Raw genomic sequence first — 15,532 nt, 5'->3', positions numbered from 1 at the left:
ACTCGTGCTTATTATTTATTCGAAGTACTCCTTATAATACCCGCCTACTTTTCCAGTATTATCAACTATAAAAATAAATTCTTCTGTTTCATTTTTCACTTCATATTCTTTCCCAACAGTTAACACGTTAGATACTAAATATTTTTTCGCATTTGTATTCACACATTTTACTGTACGAATAGTAGGTGCGTCCTTCCATTTTAAGTGTAGCATTATCATACCCTCTCTCTTCATTAAACTATCGTTTACAATTATATCATCTAATTGCCAAGTACATACATGAAAGTTTTCAAAACCATCTCTCATGAACTTCTTGTCCAGTTAACACATTTATTTTAACAAATACTGATGGATTTTGTCGTCCATTAGGTAATTTCGATTTACTTAATTTATCGTATGCTTATTTATGATTCTTTATTAATAAAAATATGGTTTAAATCTGTTGTAGTAGAATTTTAGATAAATCCATTTCTTGAGCACTAGCAACTTTTCTTCCCTTTCCTTTTAAAAAATATTCGCCAACCATCACCAGTAAGCCTTATTGAAACTTTTCCAAACATAAGTACAGTTGTCACGGTACATTTCTGTGCAATTTACATATAATAATGAAAACGTTATTTTCCATTCTGGTTGATAAATTTGTTGTTATTTGCAAAGACTATCAAGTGAACCATCCCTGTGATTTCTCAACATACGCTGATGAAATAGGTGATCGTGATGTTAAACTACTTAGATGTTGGGACAGGTGAAGAAATAGTCTTTATTCATGGATTAGGAAACCGCATACAAGCTTGGGCTCCCCAATTGGAACTGACTACACAATATCGATTAATTATCATCGAATTAAGAGGACATGGTGACTCTCCAGAAAAGGAAAATATCAATGTCGAATTTTTTGCAAAAGACATAATTGAAGTATTAGATTATTTAAATATCGAAAAAGCACATTTTGTTGGTTTATCACTCGGTGGAATCGTTGCACTAGAAATATGTAAGCGTTTTAAAAAGCGTGTAAAATCACTCATTTTATGTAATACAACTTACTATATTCCTACTTTGCTTGGGAATATTACTCTTGAAAAAACAAAACGATTTTTAAAAAAATCGTCACTCGAACAACTGAATGAACGGCTCATCAAAAAATGTTTATACAATCCTGAAGAACAAAAGGTTTATGAATTAGCAAAGAATGCTTTTCACATTCGAGAAGATACGTATTTAAAATCCGTTCAATCAGCTTTTGGAAGAAACTATTTTTATGATTTGTTGACCATTAATGTGCCAACACTGATTATTGGTTCACTAGAAGATAAAGTTGTACCTATTCAAAATGCCTATCTGATGCATTACATGATTAAGTCTTCCAATTTAATTATTTTTGAAAATACAGGACATTTGTCGAATATCGAGCGACCAGAACTATTCAATTTAGCCATTGCTCAACATATCAAACAATTTCAAAATAAAGTAAGTTAAAAAGGGGGCGTCTAACAAGTCATTTTGAGACACCCCCTTTGCGGCTGTCGCTAGCGCTTTCGCCGCAAATAAATTGCGCTGTCGCTAGTGCTTTCGACGCAGATAAATTGCGACGAGGAGGCGCGTTTGATGTGACCACCGCAGGAGAAAAGTTTTCAAGAGAATATAACTATTAAGAAATAAGGCTGTTCAGAAAGTGATTGACTTTCTGGACAGCCCCGTTCCATCTTATTTATTTAATGTTCGTCTTAAGAACTCTTTTGTTCTTTCGTGTATTGGGTTGACTAGTACTTGTTCAGGAGGCCCTTCTTCAACAATGACCCCTTTATCCATAAATACGACTCGATCTGAAACTTCTTTTGCAAATTCCATTTCATGGGTAACAATTAACATCGTATTTCCGGCCTTCGCAAGGTCTCGCATAACCTTTAGTACTTCCCCTACCATTTCTGGGTCAAGGGCAGAAGTCGGTTCATCAAATAGCATCACGTCTGGATCCATTGCTAAAGCTCTTGCAATTGCAACCCTCTGTTTTTGTCCACCTGAAAGTTGTCGAGGTCGCGCATTCTTATAGCGATCCATTCCAACAATCGTTAAATATTTCATCGCATTGTTTATGGCTTCCTCTTTTGAACGTTTCAATACTTTTACTTGTCCGACTATACAATTCCCTAATACATCCAAGTTATTAAATAAGTTAAACTGCTGGAATACCATACCTAAGTGCGTACGATATTTTTCTTTATTGTAACCTTCCGTTAAAATATTTTCTCCATTAAAAATAATCTCACCGCCTGTAGGAGTTTCCAGCAAGTTAATGCAACGCAATAATGTGGATTTTCCTGATCCTGAAGCTCCAATTAACGTTACAACTTCCCCTTTTCTTACTTGGAAATTGACATCTTTCAATACTTCATGATTGCCGAATGTTTTATTTAAATGTTTGATATCAATGACCACTGTCATAGCATTACTCACCATCCTTTATCGGCTTGTTTCCTGTCACAAGCTCCACTCGGTACGAATCAGGTCCATCCATTTTCTTCTCAAACCAAAGAAGAATACGAGTTACAGTGAATGTCATAATGAAGTACAATACGCAGGCAATTAAGAATGCTTCTGCATAACGATATGTACTACCCGCAACAGAGTTCGTTGTAAAGAATAATTCAACTACACTAATGACACTTAGTACAGAAGAGTCCTTTATATTCATAACGAGCTGGTTACCAGTCGCTGGTAAAATATTTCGAGCTACTTGAGGAAGGATAATATAGAACATTGTTTGAAAATGATTCATACCAATCGCTTCACTGGCCTCGTATTGTCCTTTATCGATTGAAACAATTCCACCTCGCACATACTCTGCCATATAAGCACCTGTATTTAAGCTGATAACAATTAGACCAGCAACAAAGCGATTTAATTGAATATCAATGGCATAGAGTCCGTAGAACACAACCATCGCTTGTACCATCATTGGAGTGCCACGGAATAGTTCAACATAGCAAGTTAGTATAAAATTAATAGTTTTTAATGCATATGTTTTAAAGGATTTTTTTTGCAATGGAATCGTGTGCATAACCCCGATGAAAAATCCGATAATCGCACCAAAAATCGTACCTAATATCGCAAGAATTAATGCAATCCATGCTCCTCGCAAAAACAAATCCCAGTTATTCTGAAAAATATTCCAAACTGTTTCTAAGAAAGACATAAAGAAATCCCCTTATTGTTTTTTTGTTCGCACTTAGAAGAATTAAAGTTAAGCACAGTAAATAACTTTACAGGGAAGGAAAATGGAAAAAGGTTGTCTTATAGAAAATCTCAAGACAACCTTTCACCACACTATTGTTGTGATGGTTGATTTTTAATAGCTTCTTCCATGATTTGATGACGTTCATCTTCCGTAATACCAGCTAAAATTTCGTTAATTTTATCTTTTAAGTCCGAACCTTTTTTCAAGCCAACAGCGATTGCTGTATCAGATTCATCAGCCTCAAATCCGTCTTCTGGAACAATGTAAGTAAATCCTTCAATTGCTGCCTCAGCAGACATCCCTTCTGGACGTTCTGAAATATAAGCATCAATTGCACCAGAAGATAATTGGATTCGCATTTGGCCAAAATCTGTAGCTGGTACTTGTTTATTAACGCCAGTCATTTGATCGATTACTTTGTAGTGAGTAGTACCTTGTTGTGCTGTTACTTTAGCCCCTTCAAAATCATGAATCGATTTTGCATTTGCATATGGACCATCTTTTTTCACAACAATTACGAAATCACTCGTATAATAGTTGTCTGTAAAATCGATTACTTCCATGCGTTCAGGAGTAGGTGACATACCCGCAATAACTGCATCAATTGCACCAGATTGTAATGATGGAATTAAACCATCCCAGTCAGTTTTTACAATTTGAAGCTCCATCCCTAATCCTTCAGCAATACGTTTTGCGATTTGAACATCGTAACCGTTTGCAAACTCTTTAGAATCTGCAATAGGAACTGCTCCATTTGAGTCATCTTTTTGAGACCAGTTAAATGGTGCATAAGCAGCTTCCATACCTACTCTTAATACACTTTTTGACTCGGATGAAGATTCTGAATCTTTTTGTGATTCTCCACCTGTTGATTCTTTGTTTCCTGAACCACATGCTGCAAGAACGAGAACCGTCATCATGGTTATGAAAAGTAGCAATAATTTCTTTTTCATCTTAATTCCCCCTGTCTCTGTTTAGCTTAGCTTCACAAATAAAAAGCGACCTAAGAAGAACTTAAGGTCGCATCAATTTGTTAGACTAATACCTCTAGTTCCACTTTGGAATAGCACACCTTACATATAAACATGTAAGACAGTGTTACAGTTATTCACTGTAACCCCAGCATAGTTATCTGAGCAAATAACTACACTTCGGCGATATTTCCTTCTTTCCCACTTCTTCACTCGCTCAAGCTCCATGAGAAACTAATAAATACCGCGCCTCTACCCTACCAAGTGAGGCTAGAATATTCAATTGTTAAGAGAAGCATAACCTAAATGGTGTTTACTTGTCAATAACAAATAGGAAAAGTTTAATAGTACCAAATATACTCCCCAAAAATAGTTGGGGAGTATATTATACATTTTCTTATGAATTTAGAAGTAAATCTTCAGGATTTTCGATTAATTCTTTAACTGTTTTTAAGAATCCAACTGAATCTTTACCATCAATGATTCGATGATCGTATGAAAGTGCCACATACATCATTGGACGAATTTCAACTTGGCCGTTTACAGCTACTGGACGGTTTACAATTGAGTGCATACCAAGGATACCTGCTTGCGTACCATTGATAATCGGTGTTGAAGCTAATGAACCAAAGATACCGCCATTTGTAATTGTAAATGTTCCGCCTTGTAAATCAGAAATTGCTAATTTCTTTTCACGTGCTTTTTGAGCAAGTTCTGCAATTTCTCTTTCAATTTCAGCGAAGTTTTTGCGATCTGCATCACGTACAACTGGAACTACTAAACCTTCTTCTGTAGATACCGCAATACCGATATCATAAATGTTAAATTTATGAATTTCATCACCAACAATTTGTGCATTTACATAAGGGTATTTTTTCAATGCAGCAACTACTGCTTTTGTGAAGAATGACATGAATCCAAGTTTAATACCATTCTCATTCACAAATTGTTCTTGCTTACGTTTACGTAATTCCATTACATTTGTCATGTCAATTTCGTTGAATGTTGTTAACATTGCCGTATTTTGTTTAACTTCAAGAAGACGTTTTGCAATTGTTTGACGTCGACGGCTCATTCTTTCAACTGTAACGCGAGATTCATCTACAGTTACAGCAGGTGCTACAGGTTGTGCTGCTTGCACTGGTTGTGCTGGTTTAGCAGCATGAGCAGCAACATCTTGTACACGAACTCGGCCTTGTGGGTCTACTGGTGAAATTGCTGCTAAATCAATGCCTTTTTCACGAGCAAGTTTACGTGCAGCTGGTGAAGCTACTACGCGCTCATTAGATGTTTCCTCAACAACCGGTGCAGCTTGTGCTGGTTGTGCTTGAGGAGCTTGTGGTTGTTCCTCTTTAACCGCTTCTTTTGCAGGTTCTGCTTGAGGTGCTGGAGTAGGTTCAGCTCCACCTTCAACAGGCTCAACGATCGCAATTGTTTGGCCAACTAATACTGTATCGCCTTCTTCAGCTAAAATTTGAGTTAATACTCCTGCTTCTTCAGAAATAATTTCTGCATTTACTTTATCTGTTTCTAATTCAACAATGAATTCGCCTTTCTCAACGCGATCTCCAACTTTTTTCACCCATTGTGCAATTGTACCTTCCGTAATCGATTCTGCTAATTCAGGGACTTTAATTTCAGCCACTTTTTATATCCTCCTTTAATTCTCAACACTGTTAAATCTTAACGTAAATTATGCAAGATTACAAATCTGCTAAAGCGTCGTTAATTACTTTAGCTTGAGCAACTTTATGTGAGTCCATGTCACCTTCTGAAGTAGAAGACATTTCTGGACGTCCAACATAACGTACTTTTTTGCCTTCAGCTAATTCAAATAAGTATTCTAAGGCAAATTTCCAAGGACCTTGGTTTCTAGGTTCCTCTTGTACCCAAACAATTTCTTTCGCGTTAGGGTATCTCGCAATGATTTCAGAAAGTTTTTCCATCGGGAATGGATATAATTGTTCAATGCGAAGGATGTGAAGTTTTTCGAATCCTTCACCGTCTTTAATTGCTTCTGCTAAGTCAATTGTCACTTTACCAGAAGCTAAAATAATGCGTTCCACTTTTTTAGGATTTTGTCCGAGTCCTGGTTGTTCAATGACTTCCTCGAATTTTCCTTCAGATAATTGCTCTAATGTAGCTGCAGCTAATGGATGACGCAATAATGATTTTGGTGTTGCAACTACTAATGGACGCACTCCTTCAGTTCCAAGCATTTTCGCTTGTCGACGTAATAAGTGGAAGTAGTTTCCGGCATTTGAACAGTTTGCAACAATCCAGTTATTTTCAGCACATAATTGCAAGTAACGTTCAATGCGTGCTGCAGAGTGTTCTGGACCCTGTCCTTCCATACCATTTGGTAATAAAAGAACTAATCCAGATTTAAGACCCCATTTAGAACGAGCAGCTGTAATGAAGTTATCAAACATTACTTGAGCCATATTTGCGAAGTCCCCGAATTGTGCTTCCCAAATTGTTAATGCTTTCTCATTTTCCAGGTTATAACCATATTCATAACCCACGATTGCCGCTTCTGTTAATGGAGAATTGAATACACTAAAGGAAGCTTTAGCTCCTGAAATATTGTGTAATGGCGTCCATTCAGAACCGTTATTTTTATCATGTAGTACTAAATGGCGTTGCGAGAAAGTACCACGTTGAGCATCTTGCCCAGTCAGACGAATTGGGTTTCCTTCACGTAAAATTGATGCAAATGCCAATGTTTCTGCATGACCCCAGTCAATTTTTCCTGTTTCTAGCGCTTCAACACGTCTTTTTAGAATTCTTGCCAATTTGTTTTGAGGCTCAAAGTTTTCAGGCCATGCTAACAGTTCTTCGTTAATTTGTTTTAATTCCTCAGCAGAAACACCTGTTTCTAATTGTGGATAAGGTTGTTTCACCTCTTCAGGAATTTCCACTTCGAGATGATGACCCTTTTCTTCGCCTACTGCTTTAACATGATCGTAACTTTTTTGCATTTCGCCATAAATTTCTTGGTTTAGCTGTTCTACGAATTCTTTTGTTACAATACCTTCATTTACAACTCGTTCACCATAAAGTTCACGAACTGTAGGATGTTTATCAACAATTAAGTATGTTTTTGGATTTGTTACAGTCGGATCATCAGTTTCATTGTGTCCAAATCTGCGGTAACCAATTAAGTCAATTAAAATATCTTTACCGAACATTTGACGATATTCAAAAGCAAATTTTGCTACTTGAATTACTGCTTCAGGATCATCTGCATTCACGTGCACTATAGGAATACCGTACCCTTTTGCTACGTCTGATGAATAGTGTGTTGAGCGAGAATCGTAATATTCTGTTGTAAATCCAATCATGTTATTGGAGATGATGTGGATGGATCCGCCAGTAGAGAATCCTTTTGTTCCAGCATAGTTAAATGTTTCTTGTACGATTCCTTCACCGCTAAATGCTGCATCTCCATGAACAAGAACCGCTAGTGCTTTTGATGTATCTTGCACTGGTTCTCCAGGATTAGATGTATCTTCTTGTGCTGCTCTCGTTGAACCAGTTACAACAGGGCTAACTACTTCTAAGTGTGAAGGGTTATATGCAAGTTTTACCGTTAATCCAGATGGTTTGTGATAAGTTGCACCCATGTGATATTTCACATCACCAGTCCAACCTTTTGTAATTTCAATTGAACCATCTTCAGGGAAGAAGTAATCGTTTGGAACGTGTGCGAAATCTGCAAACATCATAGCGTATGGCTTGTTTACGATGTGTGTTAATACATTTAAACGTCCGCGGTGTGCCATACCGATTTGTAAAAATTTCATTTGATCTTTTTCTGCGGATTTTACGATTTCATCAATTAAAACTACTAATGTATCTAAACCTTCAATAGAGAATCTTTTTTGACCAACGAATGTTTTATGAATGAATTTTTCAAAGTTTTCAACGCGAGTAAGTTTTTCTAATACGGCTTTTTTCTCATCTGCAGATAGTTTTTGTTTGAAGAATCCTGATTCAATTTTTGATTGAATCCAATTTCTTTCGGATTGATCTTCTACATGTGCATATTCGAATCCGATTTTTTCAGTGTAAAGTGAACGTAAATAATCAATCGCTTGTTTACCGTTGGAAACGTTTGCAGGGACATTATTTAAGAATAGTGAAGCAGGTAATTCAGCTAAATCTGCATCTGTTAATCCGTATGCTTGAGGCTCAATTTTTGAAAAATCTAATGGACGGTCTTTCAGTGGGTATACGTCCGCTCCATAATGCCCAAAAGCTCGTATTGCATCTGCTAATTTTACAGCTGCCAATACTTTGTTAAAATCTCCTGTTTGAGCCACTTGCGCACCACTTGAAGTTTCTTCTAGTACTGGAGCACCAAATTGTTGGAATAATGAAGCCAATTCCGAATCAACTTCGTCAGGGTTTTGTAAGAACAGTTCATATTGTTCCATTACATACCCTAAGTTCGGTCCAGAAAATACTGACCAAGGAGATCCAGTTGTAATTACATTGTTCGACATGAGAAAAACCTCCAAATTTTGCTAATAGCAATTACATTTTAAATAGAAAGTATAAAAATCATTCTTCTATTAATATAAATTTATATAACAATTTGAGAAGAACCTTTTTTCCATTTCAATCTTACTACTCTTCATAAAAAATACAACTATTTTTCACAAATTTAGATGAAATTTTTTGAATGGAATTAAAAAAATGTTTTAAGTAGGTAAACGTAATGTAAAAGTTGTGCCCTTTCCTACTGAACTCGATACATCCATTTCAACTTGATACTTGTTTGCCAACATTTTTGAGATGCTTAAACCTAGTCCAGTTCCACCTCCATTACTCCGCGAACGATCCACGCGATAAAATCGATCGAATATAAAAGGTAAATGTTCTCTTGAAATGCCGATACCATTATCTTGTATCGTCATAAAAATATTTTCTGTAAAATAATGAACATGTATTTGGATAATGGGTATATTTTCGTTATATCGAATTCCATTTTCGATAATGTTTCTTACAATTTGTGCAAACGCATTCTCTGATATTTGTGCCATCCTTTTTTCGCCATCGAACACCACATTCATTTTAGCATTTGAATAAACAACTTCAAGTTCTTCAATTACGGTATTTAAAACTTTTTCTATATCACAGGAAGCTTCTTCTTTTCCTTCATTTCGAGCCAAACTTAATAATTCCTCAATCATTTTCTTCATGCGTTGAACTTCATCTATTGCCAAATCCAGCGATTCTTCCAACACTTGTGGATCATCCTTACCCCATCGCTTAATTAAAGACAGGTGTCCTTCAATCGCTTGAATGGGTGTGCGAAGTTCATGAGATGCATCTGAAACAAATTGTTGTTGCCGCATAAAAGTTACTTCCAATTCATTCATCATGGAGCGATAAATTTTTAGTAAATCACCAATCTCATCATCATGATGATAAGTAAAATGAATATTTTCTTGAAAACCTTTTTCTTTTACTCGAGTCATGGAATTCCGCAAATCTTTTAATGGCTTCATTATTATATGAACCAAATAATGACTCATAGTTACTGCAATGAACAATGCACCGATTCCTGCTATTATCAAAACCGTCAACACATAACGCATCATGGAGTGAAACGTGTCAAGCGGGTGTATTAATTGAATAATTCCTTGAAAAAATCCGATTTGAACTAAACGATTCACAACAATGACTTCTTTATGATCTAGCGATAGTTTCTCAACGACAGTTTTCTGTATTTCATCAATCGGATAATTGATGTTTGCACTAGGCGAGTAATCATTAATCCTCAAAACTTCATAACCATCCATATTATATAGACGAACCGTTTGATTTTGATGAACAATTGACTTCAATAACCCTGTATTGTCTTTCAATTCATTGATTGAAATTGATTGGCCTTGGGTATGAAAAAAATCCGTTAAATCATCAACAGTTCGGACTGCATTTAATTCCTCTTGATGGATGAGCCAAGTATAGAGTGCAAAATAGATGATGATACAAATCGTCGCATAACTAAAAAATATGACTAGTGAAGTAGATAACGTCCATTTTTGTTTTAATGTTAGTTGGAACATTGATTGTTTAATTTTTTTCATTCTCTCACCACATACCCAACGCCACGAATTGTTTCAATATACGGTTCTTTTTCTGTCTGTAATTTTGAGCGTAGATGGCGAATATAAACATCTACTACGTTTGTTTCCACTTCCATATTATGTCCCCATACTTTATCTAATATTAACTCTCGAGTACATACTCGGTTTTTGTTTTCACACAACAATTTCAATAAATCATACTCAGTTTTGGTTAAATCTAATTTTTTCCCTTCAAACATTACTTTATAGGATGCGGTATCAATTTCAAGGTCTCTTACTTTAATGACTTTTCGTTGTTGTTCACCCCAATTGGCTCTTCTTAAAACAGAGCGAATTCGAGCTAATAATTCTTCAATCGCAAAAGGCTTAACAATGTAATCATCCGCACCGGCATCCAATCCTGATACTCTGTCCGTAACCGCATCACGAGCCGTTAATAAAATAATCGGCACATCGGAATTTGCACGAATTCGCCGACAAACTTCAACACCATTGAGACTAGGTAACATCACATCAAGCAATATGCAGTCGAAAGGTTCATTTAGCGCTTTTTGTAAGCCTTCTCTGCCATCACTGCATGTTGTCACATCAAAATGTTCATGAATAAGTTCCAATTCAATAAATCGGGCTATACTTTTTTCATCTTCCACTAACAATATTTTTTTCATTTTAATCACCTTTCATAAAGGTATAAATTTATAAAAAATGGTTATATTACCAAATACAAGACACCCCTAACACTTTTTTCACAAAGAATATATCCTTAAACTTTGAAAGCCACAATTTAAGTTTACCTTAAATTGTGGCTCTTTTTTTAATGAATTGGATCGAATTTTCCTCATAATCTGTAATCGCCCTACGATTGAAAAAGTTATTTCATCCTTGTAACTTTTTTCCCTAATCTGCATATTTTACGTTTATGCCCTATATCGATACAAATTTCGATAAATTTACCTAGTTTTAGAGTTATTCAATCTAGGTATTATATAAATAAAACATCTATAGTTTTCAATTTTGAGAGATGTTATGCTAAATGAATCTATTTTAACCATTAACAATTTCATTTATTGAAACATCGATGGTTTTTTTATAAAATATTTCTTATTACGTTCACAAACTTTACACAGAAAATACTGGTTTTTTTCAAACAAAATCTTGTAAGAACGATTATATTTATTATAAGATATACTGGTCAAAATTTTTTTAGAATATTAGAACGGGAAAACTATGGATGCATGTCTATAGTTTATAACGTCTAAACTTTTAGGTTTTTGGTGTCGTTGCTCTTCGTGTTATTGGAAATTTTTTGCAACTATCCTAAAAAGGAGGCGTTTACATGCTGAAACATCGAGATTTATTAGAAACTAATGAATTGTATCAATTACTCATACACCCGTCGGTTTTCCCGTATGTTCGTCATAAAGCGACGAGCCCAGAGGAATATCTATTTATGACTAAACAAATTATTGAAGAAGAGGCTTTAGGCAAAACGATATCAAGAACGATTCTTGATGAATGGGGTCAACCCATTGGAACAATAAGTTTGTATGATATTGAAGATGGCGCTGGATTTTTAGGCACTTGGATTGGCGCCCCATTCCAAGGAAAAGGATACAATCAGATAGCAAAAAAAGAATTCTTATCCGAAATATTTTTCAAATATAATTTCCATACCGTTTTTTTAAGAATTCGGAAAGAAAATGAAAAATCGAAACGTGCCTCCTTAAAGTTGCAATATGTAATTTCCGCTAATGAATTACATCCAACTTTATATGAGGAAATTAATGCTGGCGAAGCAAAATATGATTTATATAAAATTCCAAAAGATTTATTTTATTTAGTAACGGCTCATGAGCAAGAAGATACGGAAGAACAAGTAATTTAATAAATGAAATCAACACCAAATCTCAAAAAGGAGATTTGGTGTTTTTAGTGCGCCTGGCATGGGTGTAATCTATAGGGTGTAAGTCCCGAACTGTGAAGGCAGAAGTAACAGTTAGCTTAACGCAAGGGTGTCCGTGGTGACGCGGAATCTGAAGGAAGCGAGCGGCAAACTTCCGGTCTGAGGAACACGAACTTCATATAAGGCTAGGTATCATTGGATGAGTTTGCTAAACAAAACAAAGTCCTTTCTGCCAAAGGTGGTACAGAGTAAATGAAGCAGATAGATGGAAGGAAAGATTACATTCTTACCCGGGGAGGTCTGGCGGATATGTGAAGTACGCTTCATAACCTACTTAGTGATAAGTAGCTGAACCGTCAGAAGTCAGCAGAGGTCATAGTATTAGTTGGTTTAGAACTACTAAGAAGGACCGAACAATTAAGAGAGAATAGCCCTTGGCATTCAGTGAGTCATGATGAACACAGAAAACGTAGTACCTCACTTGAGGAAGGAAGCGGTGAATCCCGTGGGAGACCTCTTGGAGGGTGGAGTGACCACTGGCATAAAGAGAACAGCTATTCACGGAAGTTATAAAGACTTGCGTCAATCATCTTAATTGAACCGCCGTATACGGAACCGTACGTACGGTGGTGTGAGAGGACGGAGTTAATCGCTCCCTCCTACTCGATTTTATTTTTCATATTTTAAAATTAAATTTACCATTTCTTTCGGAGTTTTCGGTCTTTCCGCTTTCGCCATCGCTTCTAAAATGGATTCTTTATTTTGAATTAATGTTTGAAGGGATTCCAAAAATGTTTGCTTCGTTAAATTTTCTTCTTCCAATACTTCCGCAAAACCTTGATTTTTAAATAATTTTGCATTTAAAATTTGATCGCCTCGGCTTTTTGCGGATGATAACGGAATAAGTAACATTGGTTTTTTCAGTGCTAAAAATTCAAAGATGGAATTTGAACCTGCACGCGATACAACGAAATCTGCCGCGTTAATTAAATCTGGTAATTCCGATGTCACGTATTCGAACTGCTTATATCCTTTTAATTCTAATAAGGATGAATCAACATTCCCTTTACCACAAAGGTGAATGACGTTGTAGTCCTTTAAAAGCTCTGGTAGATTGCTTCGGATTGCGTCATTTAACACGACGGAACCTAAACTACCACCCATAACAAGCAACACCGGCTTTTTGCTTTCAAATTGACAAAGTTTTAATCCCCTCATTTTGCTTCCTTTAAACAGCTGTTCCCGAACAACAGAACCGGTACATGTTGCTTTATTCGCAGGTATATATTTTAATGTTTCCTTAAAAACCGTAAAAATATGAGAAGCAAAAGGTTGAGCTAATTTATTTGCAAGACCTGGCGTCACATCCGATTCATGAATGACTACTGGAATATTCAACAATTTTGCTGCAATCACAACTGGTACGGAAACGAATCCACCTTTAGAAAAAACAATGGAAGGTTTCACTTTTTTTATAATCGAAAACGCTTGACCGATTCCCGCTAAAACTTTAAAAGGATCTGTGAAGTTTTTTAATGAAAAATATCTTCTTAATTTACCACTTGAAATGCTATGGTAAGGAACTTCAGGAAAACTATCAGTAATTAATTCCTTTTCAATACCATGATGTGAACCGATGTAATGAACTGTGTATCCCTCCGCTTGAAGAGAAGGAATGATTGCCTCATTTAACGAGACGTGACCAGCAGTTCCCCCACCAGTTAAAACGATTGTTTTTTCGCTCACAAAAATTCTCCTATTCTCATGAAACTACGTTATGTTCAAACTTCTTGTTTACATTATGCTTCATTAAAGCAGTACATGAAGCCACCAACACTGATTTTATCATAAAACACGATAGAAACAACGGAATTTCACATTTGGATAAAATGATGCTTCTGTTATGGAGAGTTAGGCACTTTCAGTAGTTTATTAGCTAATCCCAATAAATGAAGCGTTACTCTATGTGATATTGGTCATTCTTGGGTACATATTGGCCAAATCCGACAATATATTGACCAATCCCTCACATTTATTAGCCAATCCACATAAATGAAGCTTTCACCCATGCGATAAATTCTCCTGTACTTATTTCTTAAAACTTTTCCATACGAAAAAAGCTCAAAAAAATCATCCATCAATTAGATGGATGATTTTCACTCGTTTTCGTTACATTTGGATAAATTGTTGTGTCCAGTAGTATCCATTTTCAACGAAACCTACACCAATATGTGTGTAATTGGCATTTAAAATGTTTGCTCTATGGCCTGGAGAATTCATCCAAGCATTAACTACCTGTTCAGGAGTTCTTTGACCTTGAGCAATATTTTCACCTGCAGCACGATATTGAATGCCTGCCGCGCGCATTTGATCAAATGGGCTACCGTATGTTGGGCTTGTGTGAGAGAAATACCCTAAATTCGCCATATCTTGAGATTTTGCCTTGGCTACTGCCATCAATGGCGCATACATCGTAAGCGGTTTTAAACCTGCTTTTGCCCGTTCGGCATTCGTTAACTCCACTACTTGACGTTCAAATTCAGATACTTGGTTAGTAGGTTGAGAGATTGTTGGTTCTTCTTTTACCTCTGGTGTTTGAACAGGTTGACTAGGAGTTGTTGGCGCTGGTGTGACAGTTTTTTCACCATTAAAGTTTGATTGATATTCTTTTAGATATTGATCCAATATTTGTTTTAACTGTTCGTTATTTAACCCTTTATTTGAAGGTGTTTCTACATTTTGCTCTACTGGAGTTGAAGGATTATGTTGTTCCTTTTGACTTGGAGAATTTACACCTTCTTTTTGTGTAGGCACTGTTGGTTTTGTTTCATTTACTACCGGCTTTTCTTGTTTTTCAGATTGATTAGGTTGTTTCGTTGCTTTATGCAACTGTGAAATAATTTTTTCTGCTGTATTTTTCGCCAGTTGAATTGTTTCTGGCACATTTTTTAATGGCACTTCTGTTAACGCTAATTCTTCAATTGTTTTAACAATGATGCCATTTTTATTTTCAAATTTAATTACTTGAACGTTTCCGAATAGATGTCCAGATTTTCCCTCTCCTAAATCAGCTGCACTTACTTGAGGTATAACCGTTGCAAATAAAAATAATGCGCAAAAAGTAATGAACCATTTTTTCATTATCGTTCTCCCCTTTCTGTCCTCTATCATAAAGGAGAAAATTTGAAAAAAATGGTCCATATGTTGGTAGAAAAACCAAATAATTTTCGAATCAAAGATATAAAGAGTTTTCAGAAAAATAAATATACAGCATTTTACAGCAATAAAATATATTTCTAACAAAAATCTATTGACAAATAGAAAG

At 35.8% G+C, this 15,532-nt stretch carries 13 protein-coding genes and 1 riboswitch; of the genes, 3 read left to right on the top strand and 10 right to left on the bottom strand.

Annotation, left to right across the window (positions count from 1 at the left end; all coding sequences use genetic code 11):
- Window positions 1-15: 15 nt before the first annotated feature.
- Window positions 16-213: a DUF6501 family protein gene (locus UtA1_RS10310; protein WP_016839213.1), complete on the bottom strand. Its 198-nt coding sequence runs from the start codon at window positions 211-213 to the stop codon at window positions 16-18.
- A gap of 504 nt (window positions 214-717) precedes the next feature.
- On the opposite strand from UtA1_RS10310, the gene UtA1_RS10305 reads away from it, so the two are divergent.
- Complete coding sequence (locus UtA1_RS10305) at window positions 718-1,476, top strand: alpha/beta fold hydrolase (RefSeq protein WP_016839212.1); 759 nt, start codon at window positions 718-720, stop codon at window positions 1,474-1,476.
- Window positions 1,477-1,704: 228 nt separating this feature from the next.
- On the opposite strand, the gene UtA1_RS10300 is transcribed toward UtA1_RS10305, so the two are convergent.
- The 7 genes from UtA1_RS10300 to UtA1_RS10270 all read right to left on the bottom strand — a co-directional run bounded on the left by UtA1_RS10300 (window position 1,705) and on the right by UtA1_RS10270 (window position 10,972).
- On the bottom strand, window positions 1,705-2,442 hold the full coding sequence (locus UtA1_RS10300) for an amino acid ABC transporter ATP-binding protein (RefSeq protein ID WP_016839211.1): 738 nt from the start codon (window positions 2,440-2,442) through the stop codon (window positions 1,705-1,707).
- Window positions 2,443-2,446: 4 nt separating this feature from the next.
- Window positions 2,447-3,193 carry an amino acid ABC transporter permease gene (locus UtA1_RS10295; protein ID WP_016839210.1) on the bottom strand — a complete coding sequence of 249 codons (747 nt, stop codon included), beginning with the start codon at window positions 3,191-3,193 and terminating at the stop codon, window positions 2,447-2,449.
- A gap of 131 nt (window positions 3,194-3,324) precedes the next feature.
- Window positions 3,325-4,188, bottom strand: a complete 864-nt coding sequence (locus UtA1_RS10290) for a transporter substrate-binding domain-containing protein (protein WP_016839209.1) — start codon at window positions 4,186-4,188, stop codon at window positions 3,325-3,327.
- Window positions 4,189-4,291: 103 nt separating this feature from the next.
- A riboswitch (Lysine riboswitch) is annotated at window positions 4,292-4,469 on the bottom strand.
- Between the two features lie 134 nt (window positions 4,470-4,603).
- Window positions 4,604-5,851: a 2-oxoglutarate dehydrogenase complex dihydrolipoyllysine-residue succinyltransferase gene (odhB, locus tag UtA1_RS10285; RefSeq protein ID WP_016839208.1), complete on the bottom strand. Its 1,248-nt coding sequence runs from the start codon at window positions 5,849-5,851 to the stop codon at window positions 4,604-4,606.
- Between the two features lie 58 nt (window positions 5,852-5,909).
- On the bottom strand, window positions 5,910-8,714 hold the full coding sequence (locus UtA1_RS10280; RefSeq protein ID WP_096550933.1) for a 2-oxoglutarate dehydrogenase E1 component: 2,805 nt from the start codon (window positions 8,712-8,714) through the stop codon (window positions 5,910-5,912).
- A 198-nt stretch (window positions 8,715-8,912) separates the two neighbouring features.
- Window positions 8,913-10,304 carry a HAMP domain-containing sensor histidine kinase gene (locus UtA1_RS10275; protein ID WP_016839206.1) on the bottom strand — a complete coding sequence of 464 codons (1,392 nt, stop codon included), beginning with the start codon at window positions 10,302-10,304 and terminating at the stop codon, window positions 8,913-8,915.
- Window positions 10,301-10,972, bottom strand: coding sequence for a response regulator transcription factor (locus tag UtA1_RS10270; RefSeq protein ID WP_016839205.1), 672 nt, complete (start codon window positions 10,970-10,972; stop codon window positions 10,301-10,303). The genes UtA1_RS10275 and UtA1_RS10270 overlap by 4 nt, the downstream gene beginning before the upstream one ends.
- A 668-nt stretch (window positions 10,973-11,640) precedes the next feature.
- Here UtA1_RS10270 and UtA1_RS10265 point away from each other — a divergent pair.
- Both UtA1_RS10265 and UtA1_RS17185 read left to right on the top strand, forming a co-directional pair.
- Window positions 11,641-12,189, top strand: coding sequence for a GNAT family N-acetyltransferase (locus UtA1_RS10265; protein ID WP_016839204.1), 549 nt, complete (start codon window positions 11,641-11,643; stop codon window positions 12,187-12,189).
- A gap of 469 nt (window positions 12,190-12,658) precedes the next feature.
- A complete protein-coding gene (locus tag UtA1_RS17185) occupies window positions 12,659-12,802 on the top strand; it encodes a hypothetical protein (protein WP_172597779.1) in 144 nt (47 codons plus the stop codon).
- A 74-nt stretch (window positions 12,803-12,876) separates the two neighbouring features.
- Here the strand turns inward: UtA1_RS17185 and UtA1_RS10255 are convergent, their stop codons facing one another.
- Window positions 12,877-13,953 carry an undecaprenyldiphospho-muramoylpentapeptide beta-N-acetylglucosaminyltransferase gene (locus UtA1_RS10255; protein ID WP_016839360.1) on the bottom strand — a complete coding sequence of 359 codons (1,077 nt, stop codon included), beginning with the start codon at window positions 13,951-13,953 and terminating at the stop codon, window positions 12,877-12,879.
- A gap of 423 nt (window positions 13,954-14,376) precedes the next feature.
- Window positions 14,377-15,348 (bottom strand): CAP domain-containing protein, encoded by a 972-nt coding sequence (locus UtA1_RS10250; protein WP_096550932.1) that lies wholly within the window; start codon window positions 15,346-15,348, stop codon window positions 14,377-14,379.
- Between the last annotated feature and the right edge of the window lie 184 nt (window positions 15,349-15,532).

The sequence above is a fragment of the Ureibacillus thermosphaericus genome (genome assembly GCF_002370195.2).
Taxonomy (GTDB): domain Bacteria; phylum Bacillota; class Bacilli; order Bacillales_A; family Planococcaceae; genus Ureibacillus; species Ureibacillus thermosphaericus.
This window is presented reverse-complemented; position numbering and strand designations above follow the sequence as displayed.

What these genes read in the sequence shown, in the direction of transcription:
- UtA1_RS10295 (WP_016839210.1), bottom strand. Translation starts at nt 3,193, where the DNA reads ATGTCTTTCTTAGAAACAGTTTGGAATATTTTTCAGAATAACTGGGAT.
- UtA1_RS10265 (WP_016839204.1), top strand. Translation starts at nt 11,641, where the DNA reads ATGCTGAAACATCGAGATTTATTAGAAACTAATGAATTGTATCAATTA.
- UtA1_RS10310 (WP_016839213.1), bottom strand. Translation starts at nt 213, where the DNA reads ATGCTACACTTAAAATGGAAGGACGCACCTACTATTCGTACAGTAAAA.
- UtA1_RS17185 (WP_172597779.1), top strand. Translation starts at nt 12,659, where the DNA reads ATGATGAACACAGAAAACGTAGTACCTCACTTGAGGAAGGAAGCGGTG.
- UtA1_RS10280 (WP_096550933.1), bottom strand. Translation starts at nt 8,714, where the DNA reads ATGTCGAACAATGTAATTACAACTGGATCTCCTTGGTCAGTATTTTCT.
- UtA1_RS10275 (WP_016839206.1), bottom strand. Translation starts at nt 10,304, where the DNA reads ATGAAAAAAATTAAACAATCAATGTTCCAACTAACATTAAAACAAAAA.
- UtA1_RS10250 (WP_096550932.1), bottom strand. Translation starts at nt 15,348, where the DNA reads ATGAAAAAATGGTTCATTACTTTTTGCGCATTATTTTTATTTGCAACG.
- UtA1_RS10290 (WP_016839209.1), bottom strand. Translation starts at nt 4,188, where the DNA reads ATGAAAAAGAAATTATTGCTACTTTTCATAACCATGATGACGGTTCTC.
- UtA1_RS10305 (WP_016839212.1), top strand. Translation starts at nt 718, where the DNA reads ATGTTAAACTACTTAGATGTTGGGACAGGTGAAGAAATAGTCTTTATT.
- UtA1_RS10300 (WP_016839211.1), bottom strand. Translation starts at nt 2,442, where the DNA reads ATGACAGTGGTCATTGATATCAAACATTTAAATAAAACATTCGGCAAT.
- UtA1_RS10270 (WP_016839205.1), bottom strand. Translation starts at nt 10,972, where the DNA reads ATGAAAAAAATATTGTTAGTGGAAGATGAAAAAAGTATAGCCCGATTT.